The organism is Lacisediminimonas sp., from assembly GCF_030645335.1.
Taxonomy (GTDB): domain Bacteria; phylum Pseudomonadota; class Gammaproteobacteria; order Burkholderiales; family Burkholderiaceae_D; genus Lacisediminimonas.
Window position 1 is genome coordinate 1 of sequence record NZ_JAUSNH010000097.1, and the last position, 13,604, is coordinate 13,604.

Genomic DNA, 13,604 nt, shown 5'->3' on the forward strand with positions numbered 1-13,604 from the left:
CCGGGGACGAACAGATGCTTGCCAAGTTACAATTGCACTAATGGACGACACGCCACTCAATCCCAATACTTCTTCATCGCCGCTGCCGCTACCGCCGGAGGCGGCGGCATCCGGCCGCGCAGCCCCCGGCAGCCGGCTGCGCCAGCCGTGGCTGCGGCGCGCCCTGGTGCTGGTGCCGCTGCTGTTGCTGGCCCTGATCGGGCTGGCCTGGTGGAGCGCGCAAAGCGAGTTGCGCGACCTGCGCCGCGACACCGCCCAGCGTTTGCAGGCGGGCGATTCCATCAACAGCGAGACCAAGGGCATCGTGCGCTCGGCGCAGGAAAGCCTGAAAGAATTGCAGGCCAAGGTGAATGTGCTGGAGAGCAAGCAGCTTGAAGCGCAGTCGCAACAACTGGCGCTGGACCAGTTGTACCAGGAGCTGGCCCGCAATCGCGACGAATGGGCGCTGGCGGAAATCGAACAGGTGCTGTCGACGGCAAGCCAGCAATTGCAACTGGCCGGCAATGTACGCGGCGCGCTGATTGCGCTGCAAAATGCCGACACCCGCCTGTCGCGCGCCGACAAGCCGCAATTCATCACGATCCGCCGCGCCCTGGCGCGCGACATGGAAAAATTGAAGGCCTTGCCTGCGGTTGACATGACCGGACTGGCGCTGCGTCTTGACAGCGTGATCGCCCAGATCGACAGCATGCCGCTGCTATCTGACGAGAAGCCGGCGCTGCCGGCCAGCAAACCGCGCAATGCGCGCCGCGCCGACGACAAGAGCGCCCGCCCAGGCTGGCTGGGTACGCTTGAAGAAGCATGGAACAGCTGGTCCAGCGAAATGTGGAACGAAGTGCGGCAACTGATCCGTGTGCGCAATGTCGAGACGTCCGACGCCTTGTTACTGTCGCCCACACAGGCCTATTACGCCCGCGAGAACCTGAAGTTGCGGCTGCTCAATGCACGACTGGCACTGCTGACCCGCAATGAATCGGCCTTCCGCAGCGACCTGATCGCAGCCCAGGACGTGATTGCGCGCTATTTCGATGGCGGCGCACGCCAGACCCAGACCACGCAAGCCCTGCTCAAGCAGGTGCAGGCGAGCAACCTGTCCATCGAGATGCCCACGCTCAACGAGAGCCTGGGTGCGGTGCGCAACTTCAAGGTAAAGCCGTAACGCCATGCGGATATTCCTGTGGATTCTCGGCTTGTTTGCTTCCGCCATCGGGCTGGCAGTGCTGGCGCGCTTCAATGCCGGCAATGTGGTGTTCTTTTATCCACCATGGCGCGTCGACCTGTCGCTGAATTTCTTTGTCGTCATTGCCGTGCTGCTGTTCGTGATGCTGTTTGCGCTGATCCGCGCCTTGCGCACGGCCCAGGGCATGCCGCAACGGGTTGCGCAATACCGGCGTACCAAGCGCGACCGCGAGGCCAACCGATCACTGCGTGAAGCGCTCAAGTCCCTGTTCGAAGGCCGTTTCGGCCAGGCTGAAAAGGCCGCCACACGGGCTGCAGCGGTGGAAGAAAACGCCGGCGTCGCTGCGCTACTGGGCGCGCGCGCCGCACATCGCCTGGGCCAGCCCGAACGCAGGAAGCAATGGCTGGCCAGGGTTGCCGGCGACGAGTCCATGCGCACGGCCCGGCTGATGACGGAAATCGAATTGCTGGTCGACGAGCACCATCCCGAGCAGGCCATGGATGCAGTGCGCGAACTGAGCAATTCCGGCACGCGCCACATTCACGCACTGCGGCTGGCACTGAAAGCCAACCAGGCGGCCCGGAACTGGCCCGAAGTGCTGCGCCTTGTACGTACGCTGGACAAGAACAATGCAATCCATGCCGCGCTGTCGCAGCGCTTGCGCGAACTGGCCTATGAAAACCTGCTGGCCGACGCCAGCCACGATCCCGAGGCGATCCGCCGGGTCTGGTTTGCGATTCCGGCCGATGACCGCAGCAGCGCATCGATCGCCGTGCGCGGTGCACGCGCATTCATCAGCCGCGGCCTGCTTGAAGAGGCGTCCGCCATCATTGAAAAGGCGCTGGTGCAGGATTGGGATGAACGGCTGGTGCGCCTGTGGCGCGCTGCCGCCGGCGCCGAGCGTTCGCCGGCCCTGTTGGGACAGATCGAACGTTGCGAGCAATTGCTGCTCAAGCATCCGCAGGATCCTGAGCTGTCGCTGACGCTGGGCGCATTTTGCCTGCGCCAGAAATTATGGGGCAAGGCGCAGAGTTGCCTGGAGTCCGCGCTGTCGGGCGCCAGCGATTCCGAGACGGTGCGCGACGCCCACCTGAAACTGGCGCAGTTGCATGAAGCGCTGAACGCCCCCGAGCAGGCAGCGGCGCATTACCGGCAAAGCGCATTGGCATGCGTGCTGTAGTCGGGGTGCCGCTGGCCTGATCCTCCGGCTATGTCATGCCGTGTGGTCATGACATAGCCCTTATGCGCGCCGGCAATGCGTGATTTCTTTTCGGAATCCCGGCAATCGCCGGGCCGCGCCGATGTGCAGCCTTTATAATCAGCATATTCCCGCTTTTCCATCTTCTTTTTCGAACCATCATGAGTCTTAATCAAGTTCCTTCCGGCCGCGACCTGCCCAACGACTTCAACGTCATCATCGAAATTCCGATGAACGCTGACCCGATCAAGTACGAAGTTGACAAGGAGTCGGGCGCCATTTTCGTCGATCGCTTCATGGGCACGGCAATGCACTATCCGTGCAACTACGGCTACATTCCGCACACGCTGGCAGCAGACGGTGATCCGGTCGACGTGTTGGTGGTCACGCCATTTCCGCTGATTCCCGGCGTCGTGCTGCGCTGCCGCCCGATCGGCGTGCTGAAGATGACCGATGAAGCCGGCGGCGACGCCAAAGTGCTGGCCGTGCCAGTCGACAAGGTCCTGTCGATTTACAGCCACTGGCACAAGCCGGAAGACATCAACGACCTGCGTCTGCAGCAAATCCAGCACTACTTCGAGCACTCCAAGGACCTGGAGCCGGGCAAGTGGGTCAAGGTAGAAGGCTGGTTCGGCCCGGAAGATGCGAAGGAAGAAATCATGTCCGGTGTGGCCGGTTATGCGAAGGCGGCCAGCAAGCCGAACTTCTGATTCCCGTCAGTCCAGGAAAAAAGCGCACTTCGGTGCGCTTTTTTTATTGTGCGGGGATAGCCGAACTGGTTCCGCCGAACGCAACATCCGGGCGATGGGCTTGGCCGTTGGCTAATGCAGGAGCAGAAAGGAAGTGGCAGGCGAGGGCGGGAGGATCGGTGTCGGACCTTTACTTGGTCACTTGCTTAAGCGAAGACAGCAAGATCGTTACGTCTACTGTAGACGTCGTTCAGGTTCTCGCAGCTGGATTATCATAACTTGATGAACCTGGATTTATTCGATGAGGAAGACCGCCTCTACCAATGGCGCGAGGACCTGTACCCGGGTGCGGTCGTGTTACGACGATATGCCATGGCGCAGGACAGAGCCCTGTTGGCAGCGGTGGAATCGGTCGTGGCAGTTTCGCCCTGGCGTGAAGCATTTACGCCAGGGCGCCTGAAGATGTCCGTTCTTGTTACTGGTTGCGGTGCGTATGGCATGACCAATGACGGCGACTATGGGATGAGAGCGATTGACCCAGTGACCGGCATGGCTTGGCCGCCAATGCCAGAGATATTTCGTGAACTTGGTGTTAACGCAGCAGCCGAGGCCGGCTTTATCGGTTATCTACCGAACATGGTGCATATCAACCGCTACCAACCTGGCGCAAAACTGGGGATGCATCAGGACCGCGGTGAAAATGACACCTTGGAACCCATCGTTTCGGTATCCCTTGGCTTGCCAGCAACATTCAAGATGGGTGGTTTCCAACGGGCGGATAAGTCAGTCAATGTCCCGTTGGGACACGGTGACGTGGTGGTATGGGGTGGCCCGTCAAGAATGCGGTTTCACGGGGTGTTGCCCGTGAAGCCCGGTACGCATCCACTCGTGGGCGCGCTGCGGATTAATCTTACAATTCGTTATGTGAAGTAAGTCGTGGCGCTTGAGCCGGCCGGCGTTTTCGAAAGCCGACACACGAATCGCCGAAACAGAATTCTTATTACACGGTGGACGCCATGCGACACAGCGAGAGACATAGAACTCACCGGACAGGCTGGCTCCGAGCGGCCGTGCTTGGCGCCAACGACGGTATCGTTTCTACTGCCAGCCTTGTTCTGGGTGTCGCTGCGGCGGGCGCCGACACCAAAGCCCTGTTGGTTGCCGGCGTTGCTGGCCTTGTCGCCGGTGCCATGTCAATGGCTGCAGGCGAGTATGTATCGGTCAGCTCGCAAGCTGATACTGAGCGCGCGGATCTGGCGCGGGAGAGCAAGGAGTTGGCCGCGAATCCCGCGCAAGAACACGCAGAACTCATGGCCATCTACGCCAAGCGCGGACTGGATGCGACCCTGGCCCAGAGCGTTGCCACCCAGCTGATGCAGCACGATGCACTTGCCGCGCATGCCCGAGATGAGCTGGGTATATCGGACACAATGGCTGCGAAACCAGTGCAAGCCGCAATATCATCAGCGGGTACCTTTGCGGTGGGCGCAGCGCTTCCTCTACTGATGGTTCTCGTACTTCCGGTTTCCTGGCTCATGTGGGGTATCGCGGGCAGCTCTCTCTTGTTTCTTGCGCTGTTGGGCCTTCTGGCGGCACGCGCAGGCGGTTCCCCCATAACCGCGTCCGTAACGCGCGTCACGTTTTGGGGCGCGTTGGCGATGGCATTGACCGCCGGCGTTGGAGCCCTCTTTGGCGTGGCCGCTTGAGCCGGTACCGGGCAGACCGTTCCTTGATTTCCGCTTTCGGCCAACAGCAGCCATCCAAGTCCTGGAAGATATTTAGGATACAAATCCGACATGCCTTGGAGCGTTGTTTCAGTTTTCCTATCGGCTCGGGTAGGTGAAGCCGCTGCGAATATCCATCGGTACCAGACGGGTGCCCTTGCGCACCATCAGTCGCTGGGGCGGTTCGTCGCCTGCCAGCGCGCGCGGCGTGACGGACAGTCCTTCCCCCCTGCGCAACAGTGGATCGCAGCGTTCGTAAACGTTGCGGCAGCCCGTGGCCTTCAGGAGCGCCTGCACTACAGGCACCTTCCACAGTTCGACGCCACCGGCATTGAACTGGCAAACCAGATAGCCTGCGATGCCGCCATAGCTGTGCACCAGGAGACCCGGCAAGCCGTCCTTTTCGCCATCGACCAGCTGGACCAGCGCCTGCGGATCGGCGCTGCGCAGCGCATCGGCGCGGAGAAGCACGCCGGCCTGGACGCGCCGCTTTATCATCGCGTGGTCAACTGGCTCGTCCTCGCGCAACGTCCAGACGCGGGCGGCGATTTGCGATTTGGCGTTATAGGCCGCGCGGGCAAGGAACTGGTGAGCCGACGACTGCACGATCGCCGTGGCGCCCGGCTTGTTGCGCTCCTGCGGCTTGCCGTCGACTTTTTCGACGGCGGAGACGTAAATCCACGGGTCGCCGGAAAGCAGGCCTTTTTCCTTACCCTGTTTGATGGTGATGATGAGCATGCGCGGCTTTCGTTTTCAGGAACGGGATGATACAGCAGACCGCCGCCGTCCCTTTCGCTGCATACTGCACCTGTCCAGTGCATGTGAGACGAGGCGCAGCAGACTTAGGCGCACGATAGCCACTAACTGCTGAGCCTGTACGAGGCAGCATGAGTGTCCGCTTCGGGTCAAAAACGGAGGTTCTCAATCGGCCGCTTTCGACCAATATCAGTCGTTCGAAGGGTTGAGACTGCAGCGCTGGAAGAGTTCGCGTTCAGCCTTCTTTAGCCGGTGTGTCACTTAACGCGCAAACGGATTGCGCTCGTTCAATTCACCGATATAGTTTTCCATGCCGCTGTTCTCCCGCGCCAGGAAACGTTCGATCGCATCGGCAAACGCCGGATGCGCCAGCCAGTGCGCTGACCAGGTTGCTTCGGGCAGGAAGCCACGCGCCATCTTGTGCTCGCCCTGTGCGCCGCCTTCGAAATAGCTGATGCGATTGGCGATGCAGAATTCCAGCGGCTGGTAATACGCGGTTTCAAAGTGCAGGCAGGGGTGGTGCTCGATCGCTCCCCAATAGCGGCCATACAGTTTTTCTGTGTCGTGCACCAAGAGCGACGAGGCGATTGGCTTGCCCTCGCGTTCGGCCACTACCAGCAGCAGGTTGGCCGGCATCGATTGCGCGATGCGCAGGAAAAAATCCAGGTTCAGGTAGGGCGTCGAACGATGTTCCAGGTAGGTCCGGTCGTAGCAGCGCTTGAAAAAAATCCAGTCGGCCTCGGTCGCGTCGACGCCGCGCACCTGGCGCATCACGATGCCCGCTTCGGCTACCTTGCGGCGTTCGGCGCGGATATTCTTGCGCTTTTTTTGCTGCAAGGTGGACAGGAACTGCTCGAAATCCTCGTAGCCTTCATTCTTCCAGTGGAACTGTACGCCGCGGCGGATCAGGAATCCCGCAGCTTCCAGCATTTCCGCCTGCTCCGCCGGCGGGTACAGGATGTGAGTGGAAGACAGCGCGTTGGTCTGTTGCAGCTCGCACAGCGCCTGGACCAGCGCCGCGCGTGCTGCCGCGTCGCGCGCCAGCAGCCGGGAGCCGGATACCGGGGTGAACGGGATCGCCGACAGCAATTTGGGGTAGTACTCCAGGCCATTGCGCTGGTAGGCGTCGGCCCAGGCCCAGTCGAACACGTATTCGCCGTAGGAATGATCCTTGACGTACAGGGGCAGGGCGGCGGCGAGTTGCTCACCGTCCCAGAGGGTCAGGTATTGCGGGGTCCAGCCGGTGGCCTTGCATGCGCTGCCCGATTCATGCAGCGCATGCAGGAAGGCCCATGACAGGAAGGGATTGCGTTCCGGCTGTGCCAGGACAAGCGCGTCCCAGGCGGCTTGTCCACATTCGGCAAGGGAAGAAATAATGCGCGTGCGATAATCCAGTTTCTGCCTCTTTCTGCTGTGGGCGCCGCCCGGGAAAATGCTGCTGCGCCGGTCATTCTACGGAAAATGCGCGATCTCGTTTGCCGCGCGTTGGCGGCGGGAGGCTCGGCATTCGCATCGTGTGGCGCACCGGCGCCGGCGGTAGCTTCGGCGTCACCAGCAATCGCCCGGTTCCCGGGATTTGCATCGGGATTGGCGACTTGAACTTGAGACTTGAGACTTGAAACCGAATCCTGAGGTGACGATGAGCCGTCAGTTTTTCAACCTGTATTCCCACGGCTTTGCCCGCGTGGCGGTCGGCGTTCCGCGCTGCCGCGTGGCAGATCCGGTGGCCAATGCAGCCGAGACCATTGCGCTCGCCGGCCAGGCGGCCAGCAAGGGCGCAGCCTTGATCGCATTTCCCGAATTGGGTTTGTCGGCCTACACCTGTGACGACCTGTTCCATCAAGCGGCCTTGCTGGACGCCAGCCTGGACGCGCTGGCGTCGGTGGTGGCGGCGTCGGAAACGCTGCCGATCGCGATGATCGTCGGGTTGCCCTTGCGAGTCGAGCATTTGCTGTACAACTGCGCGGTGCTTGTCGCCGGTGGCCGCATACTCGGCGTGGTGCCCAAGAGCTACCTGCCGAATTACGGCGAGTTTTATGAGGCGCGCCAGTTCAATCCGGCTGATAGCGCCGTGGTGACTGAAACCAGGCTGTTGGGGCAGGTCGTGCCCTTCGGTGCGCAATTGCTGTTCGAGCTGTCGAACTTCCCGCTGTTTCGTTTCCATGTCGAAATCTGTGAAGACCTCTGGGTGCCGGTCCCGCCATCGTCCTTTGCGGCGCTGGCCGGCGCTACGGTGCTGGTCAATTTGTCGGCGTCCAATATCGTGGTCGGCAAATCCGGCTACCGGCATCAGCTGGTGTCGCAGCAATCTGCGCGTTGCCTGTCGGCTTATCTGTATTCATCGGCCGGCATGGGCGAGTCGTCCACCGACATGGCGTGGGATGGCCAGGCGCTGATTTGCGAAAACGGCGAATTACTGGCCGAGTCCGAACGGTTTGCCGATTCATCGCACCTGATCTTCGCCGACCTCGATCTCGACCGGCTGTCGCGCGAACGCATGCGCATGACCACTTTCGGCGCTTCGGTGCGGCGTCATGCCGGCGAAGTGGCGGCATTCCGGCTCGTGTCGTTCGAACTGGCGCTGGCGCGGGATGGCGTGTTGCCGCTGGGCCGCACGGTGGAGCGCTTCCCGTATGTGCCGTCCGATCCGAAACGGCGCGATGAGCGCTGCGAAGAGGTCTATCACATCCAGGTGCAGGCGCTGGCGCAGCGCATGTCGGCCAGCGGGATGGCGACCATGGTGATCGGCGTTTCCGGCGGACTCGATTCCACCCATGCGCTGCTGGTGTGCGCCAAGGCAATGGACCGCCTTGGCATGCCGCGCACCAACATCCTCGGCGTCACGATGCCGGGCTTTGCCACCAGCGAGCGCACCTTGTCGCAAGCCAGGCAACTGATGCAGATCGTCGGTTGTTCCGCCAGCGAAATCGACATTCGGCCCAGTTGCCTGCAGATGCTGGAAGACATCGGCCATCCGTATTCAAAAGGGCAGGAACATTACGACGTCACGTTCGAAAACGTGCAGGCGGGCGAGCGCACCAGCCACCTTTTCCGGCTGGCCAACCTGCACCGTGGCATCGTCATCGGCACCGGCGACCTGAGCGAACTGGCATTGGGATGGTGTACCTATGGCGTGGGCGACCACATGTCGCACTATGCCGTCAACGCCAGCGTGCCCAAGACACTGATTTCGCACCTGGTGCGCTGGGTGGCCGAGACTGGCCAGATCGGTAGCGCCGGTTCCGACGTGTTGCTGGCCGTGCTGGACACGGATATCAGTCCGGAACTGGTGCCGGCCAAGTCGGGCCAGTCGGGCAATGCGGGCGATGGGCCAGAGCAAAAGAGCGAAAGCGTGATCGGGCCTTCCGAGCTGCAGGACTTCAATCTGTATTACACGTTGCGTTTCGGCTTTGCGCCGTCCAAGGTCGCGTTCCTGTCGCATACCGCTTGGGCCGACAGCAGCGTCGGCCGCTGGCCCGAGCAGGCGCATGTCACGCGCAATCAATACGGCCTGGCCGATATCAAGCGCAACTTGGGGATTTTCCTGCACCGCTTTTTCAAGACCAGCCAGTTCAAGCGCTCCTGCATTCCCAACGGCCCCAAGGTCGGTTCCGGCGGTTCGCTGTCACCGCGCGGCGACTGGCGCGCGCCCAGCGATTCCGAGTCGGTGGTGTGGATGGAAGAACTCAAGAATATTCCCGACCAGTAAGCCGGTAATCCGGAGCGCAGGAGCGCCCGGGGCAGGGGCGTGCATCACGGCGCTTGCCTGCATTGGCGATATACTGGCGCCGGACAAGGCAATTCAAATCGAAGGAGCATCTCTTGAAACAAATCACTGCAATCATCAAACCGTTCAAGCTTGACGAAGTCCGTGAAGCGCTGGCCGATGTCGGCATTACGGGCCTGACAGTGACGGAAGTAAAAGGATTCGGCCGCCAGAAGGGCCATACCGAGTTGTACCGGGGGGCCGAGTATGTGGTCGACTTCCTGCCCAAGGTCAAGGTCGAAGCGGTGGTGGATGACGGTGTTGTCGATCGGGCCGTGGAAGCGATCGTCAAGGCCGCCCGCACCGGCAAGATTGGCGATGGCAAGATCTTCGTGCGTTCGATCGAGCAAGTGGTGCGCATCCGCACCGGCGAAACCGGCCCGGACGCGGTCTGAACGGGCTAGGCCTTTAGCAGCACGACCAGCGCACCGCTACCGCCATCGGCGGCTTGCGCCTGGCAAAACGCAATCACCTCGTCTTTTTGCACCAGCCAGTTGCGGACCTTGCTCTTGAGTACAGGTTCGCGGTTGACTGAACCCAGCCCCTTGCCGTGGATCACGCGCACGCAGCGCAGCCCCCGTTTGTTCGCATTGCGCAGGAATTCGGCCAGCGCTTCACGCGCTTCGTCGGTGCGCAGCCCGTGCAGGTCGAGCTGGGACTGGATCACCCAATGTCCGCGGCGCAGCTTGCGCAATACGTCAGTGCCTATGCCGGCGCGCGCATAGCTGAGCGCCTCATCGGATTCAAGCAGCGTATCGACGGTGAATTCATCCGACAGCGATTGTTCCAGCGCTGCTTTTTCGTCCGCCTCGTGCTGGCGTGCCAGCGGTTCAGGCAGCGGCGGGCGCAGCGTGGCCTTGCCGTGCGAGTGCAGCGGCGCCACCGTACCGATGCTGCGGCGGAACAGGTCGGCTTCAAGTGCGGCTTGCGCTTCGCGCTCGCGCCGCTGCGCCTGTTCCTTGCGGTCTGCCTCTTGCTGCGCTTTCAAATCCTTTTGCAGCGACTTCAGCGCAGAAAAATCCTTGAATTTTGCAGTCATGTCGCACCCGTGTTGCCATCGTGATCCATCGATCGCTTGCGCCCGGGGCGCAAGCGACCCGGTTTCAGCCTTCCAGGCTTTCCAGGTAACGCTGGGCGTCCAGCGCCGCCATGCAGCCGGTGCCGGCGCTGGTCACTGCCTGCCGGTACACATGATCCTGCACATCGCCAGCAGCAAAAACACCGGGAACATTGGTTGCGGTTGCCATGCCCTCGAGGCCGCCGTGGGTACGGATATAACCATTTTTCATCGTCAGCTGCCCCTCGAAAATGCTGGTATTGGGCTTGTGTCCGATGGCGATGAAAATGCCGTGCAGCGTGATCGGCGTCACCGTGCCGTCCACCGCGGACTTGACGCGAATGCCGGTCACGCCGCTGTTGTCGCCGACGATTTCTTCCAGTGTGTGGTTCCAGCGGACCTCGATCTTGCCTTCGGCCACCTTGGCCATCAGGCGGTCGATCAGGATCGGCTCGGCGCGGAATTTGTCGCGGCGGTGGATGACGGTGACCTTGGTGGCGATATTGGACAGGTAGAGCGCTTCTTCCACCGCCGTATTGCCGCCGCCAACGACTGCGACTTCCTGGCCACGGTAGAAAAAGCCGTCGCAGGTGGCGCAGGCCGACACGCCCTTGCCCATGAAGGCTTCTTCCGACGGCAGGCCCAGGTACTGGGCCGACGCGCCGGTGGCGATGATCAGCGCATCGCAGGTATACACGCCGGCGTCGCCGACCAGGCGGATCGGCTTCTCGGACAGGTGGGTCGTATGGATATGGTCGAAAATGATTTCCGTGTTGAAGCGCTCGGCATGCTGCAGCAGGCGCTGCATCAGCTCCGGTCCTTGCACGCCCATCGGGTCGCCGGGCCAGTTTTCGACGTCGGTGGTCGTCATCAATTGCCCGCCTTGCTCCACACCGGTGATCAGGACCGGCTTCAGGTTGGCCCGCGCGGCGTACACGGCGGCGCTGTAACCGGCCGGGCCGGAACCGAGGATCATGACGTGAGCGTGTTTGGGAGTGGACATGGGTATTCTCTTGGTAGGTAGATGAATGCGGGCCGGGGCGGGCAAATGCGGGCAAATGGCGACAGCGGGGCCGGAATTAATGGATGCACGGCAGCAAAACTGGTTAAGATTATAGTCGTTTCATGCTGCGCTGCCACAGCGGCCAGCTTCCGTCCTGCTTTGCCAGCCGCCGGCGCCCGATTGCACCGGCACGGCTTGTCAGGATTGCATCTGTGGACTCACCGCCGCTTCATTTGCCTCCATGACGAGAACCACGACCACGACGACCGCCTACACCCGCAGCACGACGCCGCCCGAGCCCCTTCCAAGCCGGCTGGTGCGGATCCTGTCGGAAGCGCGCTGGATGGTGCTGGCCGTGCTGACCGCTTATCTGGTCCTGATCCTGGTCACCTACGACCGTGGCGACCCTGGCTGGTCGCACGCCAGCAAGGTGGCGCAGTTGCATAACTGGGGCGGTCCCTGGGGCGCATGGATCGCCGACCTGATGCTGTTCATTTTCGGCTTGTCGGCATGGTGGTGGTGCGTGTTGTTGATGCGCGCTGTCTGGGGCGGCTACCGGCGCCTGTCGCAAAAATTCATACTCGAACAGGAAATCACACCCGACCACCGGCATGAAAAATGGATCAGCGGCGCCGGTTTCGCGCTGATGATGGCCGGCAGCGTCGGCATCGAATGGCTGCGCATGTACACGATGCCGGCGCAACTGCCGCGTGCGCCGGGCGGCGTGCTGGGTGACCTGATCGGGCATGCGGCATACAACATCATCGGCTTCAATGGCGCAACGCTGATCCTTCTGGCCTTGTTCGGGCTCGGATTTTCGCTGTTCTTCCAGGTGTCCTGGCTTTCGCTGGCCGAACGCATTGGCAGCGCGATCGAATTCGCCGGCCAACAGGCGCGTCGGCTGGTCGATGCCCGCGCCGACCGCAAGCTCGGGCAGGAGGCGGTCGTCAAGCGCGACAATGTCGTGGTGCAGGAGCGCGCCCGGATCGTCGAAGCGCCGCCGATCCGCATCGAGCCGCAAGTGATCACCGTACCGAAGTCCGAGCGGGTGCAAAAGGAAAAGCAGGTCGCGCTGTTCACCGACCTGCCCGACAGTAAGCTGCCGCCGCTGTCGCTGCTGGACGAAGCGCCGCTGGCGCAGGAAACCGTCAGCGTCGAAACACTGGAATTCACCAGTCGCCTGATCGAAAAGAAGTTGTCCGATTTCGGGGTTGAAGTGAAGGTCATCGCCGCCCATCCGGGTCCGGTCATCACACGCTATGAAATTGAACCGGCGACCGGGGTCAAGGGCAGCCAGATCGTCGGCCTGGCGCGCGACCTGGCGCGGGCGCTGTCGCTGACTTCGATCCGGGTGGTGGAAACCATCCCAGGCAAGAATTACATGGGTCTGGAACTGCCCAATCCAAAACGCCAGATCGTGCGCCTGACCGAAATCCTCGGCTCACAGATCTACAACGACAGTTCCTCGTCGCTGACCATTGCGCTGGGCAAGGACATTGCCGGCAATCCGATGGTGGCCGACCTGGCCCGCATGCCGCACTTGCTGGTCGCCGGCACCACCGGTTCGGGCAAGTCGGTGGGCATCAACGCCACCATCCTGTCGCTGTTGTACAAGTCCGACCCGAGCGCGGTGCGCCTGATCCTGATCGATCCGAAAATGCTGGAACTGTCGATCTACGAAGGCATTCCCCACCTGCTCGCGCCAGTCGTCACCGACATGCGCCAGGCCGCCCATGCGCTGAACTGGGCTGTCAACGAGATGGAGCGGCGCTACAAGCTGATGTCCAAGCTGGGCGTGCGGAACCGGGCCGGTTACAACCAGAAAATCGCCGATGCCGACAAGCGCGAACAGAAAATTCCCAATCCGTTCAGCCTGACCCCGGACGCGCCGGAACCGCTCGACAAGCTGCCCACCATCGTCATCATCATCGACGAACTTGCCGACCTGATGATGGTGGTCGGCAAGAAGATCGAAGAACTGATCGCCCGCATTGCGCAAAAAGCGCGCGCTGCCGGCATCCACCTGATCCTGGCCACGCAACGGCCATCGGTGGACGTGATCACCGGCCTGATCAAGGCCAACATCCCGACCCGTATTGCATTCCAGGTCAGCAGCAAGATCGACTCCCGCACCATCCTTGACCAGATGGGGGCCGAAGCGCTATTGGGCATGGGCGACATGCTCTACATGCCGCCCGGCACCGGCCTGCCGGTGCGGGTGCACGGCGCCT

General features: G+C 61.8%; 12 protein-coding genes. 8 read left to right on the forward strand and 4 right to left on the reverse strand.

What is annotated here, in order from left to right:
* Positions 1-40: 40 nt before the first annotated feature.
* The 5 genes from Q7T64_RS06580 (at position 41) to Q7T64_RS06600 (ending at position 4,773) form a co-directional block, all read left to right on the forward strand.
* Positions 41-1,159 carry a uroporphyrinogen-III C-methyltransferase gene (locus Q7T64_RS06580; protein ID WP_304793122.1) on the forward strand — a complete coding sequence of 373 codons (1,119 nt, stop codon included), beginning with the start codon at positions 41-43 and terminating at the stop codon, positions 1,157-1,159.
* A 4-nt stretch (positions 1,160-1,163) separates the two neighbouring features.
* Positions 1,164-2,360 carry a heme biosynthesis protein HemY gene (locus Q7T64_RS06585; RefSeq protein WP_304793126.1) on the forward strand — a complete coding sequence of 399 codons (1,197 nt, stop codon included), beginning with the start codon at positions 1,164-1,166 and terminating at the stop codon, positions 2,358-2,360.
* Positions 2,361-2,539: 179 nt separating this feature from the next.
* Positions 2,540-3,088, forward strand: a complete 549-nt coding sequence (ppa, locus tag Q7T64_RS06590) for an inorganic diphosphatase (RefSeq protein ID WP_304793129.1) — start codon at positions 2,540-2,542, stop codon at positions 3,086-3,088.
* Between the two features lie 261 nt (positions 3,089-3,349).
* Positions 3,350-4,000: an alpha-ketoglutarate-dependent dioxygenase AlkB gene (locus Q7T64_RS06595; RefSeq protein WP_304793131.1), complete on the forward strand. Its 651-nt coding sequence runs from the start codon at positions 3,350-3,352 to the stop codon at positions 3,998-4,000.
* Positions 4,001-4,083: 83 nt separating this feature from the next.
* Entirely contained in the window at positions 4,084-4,773 is a 690-nt protein-coding gene (locus Q7T64_RS06600; RefSeq protein ID WP_304793134.1) for a VIT family protein, read from the forward strand.
* Between the two features lie 117 nt (positions 4,774-4,890).
* On the opposite strand, the gene Q7T64_RS06605 is transcribed toward Q7T64_RS06600, so the two are convergent.
* Both Q7T64_RS06605 and Q7T64_RS06610 read right to left on the reverse strand, forming a co-directional pair.
* Complete coding sequence (locus Q7T64_RS06605; RefSeq protein WP_304793136.1) at positions 4,891-5,529, reverse strand: SAM-dependent methyltransferase; 639 nt, start codon at positions 5,527-5,529, stop codon at positions 4,891-4,893.
* A gap of 279 nt (positions 5,530-5,808) precedes the next feature.
* The gene (locus Q7T64_RS06610) at positions 5,809-6,942 is read right to left on the reverse strand and encodes a GNAT family N-acetyltransferase (RefSeq protein WP_304793148.1); all 1,134 of its coding nucleotides are present in this window, start codon (positions 6,940-6,942) and stop codon (positions 5,809-5,811) included.
* Between the two features lie 244 nt (positions 6,943-7,186).
* On the opposite strand from Q7T64_RS06610, the gene Q7T64_RS06615 reads away from it, so the two are divergent.
* Together Q7T64_RS06615 and Q7T64_RS06620 are read left to right on the forward strand one after the other, a co-directional pair.
* Positions 7,187-9,256 (forward strand): NAD(+) synthase, encoded by a 2,070-nt coding sequence (locus tag Q7T64_RS06615; RefSeq protein ID WP_304793150.1) that lies wholly within the window; start codon positions 7,187-7,189, stop codon positions 9,254-9,256.
* Between the two features lie 113 nt (positions 9,257-9,369).
* Positions 9,370-9,708: a P-II family nitrogen regulator gene (locus tag Q7T64_RS06620; protein WP_304793138.1), complete on the forward strand. Its 339-nt coding sequence runs from the start codon at positions 9,370-9,372 to the stop codon at positions 9,706-9,708.
* 5 nt (positions 9,709-9,713) lie between these two features.
* Here Q7T64_RS06620 and Q7T64_RS06625 read toward each other — a convergent pair whose 3' ends face one another.
* Together Q7T64_RS06625 and trxB are read right to left on the reverse strand one after the other, a co-directional pair.
* Positions 9,714-10,352 carry a Smr/MutS family protein gene (locus Q7T64_RS06625; RefSeq protein ID WP_304793141.1) on the reverse strand — a complete coding sequence of 213 codons (639 nt, stop codon included), beginning with the start codon at positions 10,350-10,352 and terminating at the stop codon, positions 9,714-9,716.
* A gap of 64 nt (positions 10,353-10,416) precedes the next feature.
* Positions 10,417-11,373, reverse strand: a complete 957-nt coding sequence (gene trxB, locus Q7T64_RS06630) for a thioredoxin-disulfide reductase (protein WP_304793144.1) — start codon at positions 11,371-11,373, stop codon at positions 10,417-10,419.
* 241 nt (positions 11,374-11,614) lie between these two features.
* On the opposite strand from trxB, the gene Q7T64_RS06635 reads away from it, so the two are divergent.
* Positions 11,615-13,604: DNA translocase FtsK (locus Q7T64_RS06635; protein ID WP_304793146.1), on the forward strand; the 1,990-nt coding region annotated here is incomplete at its 3' end.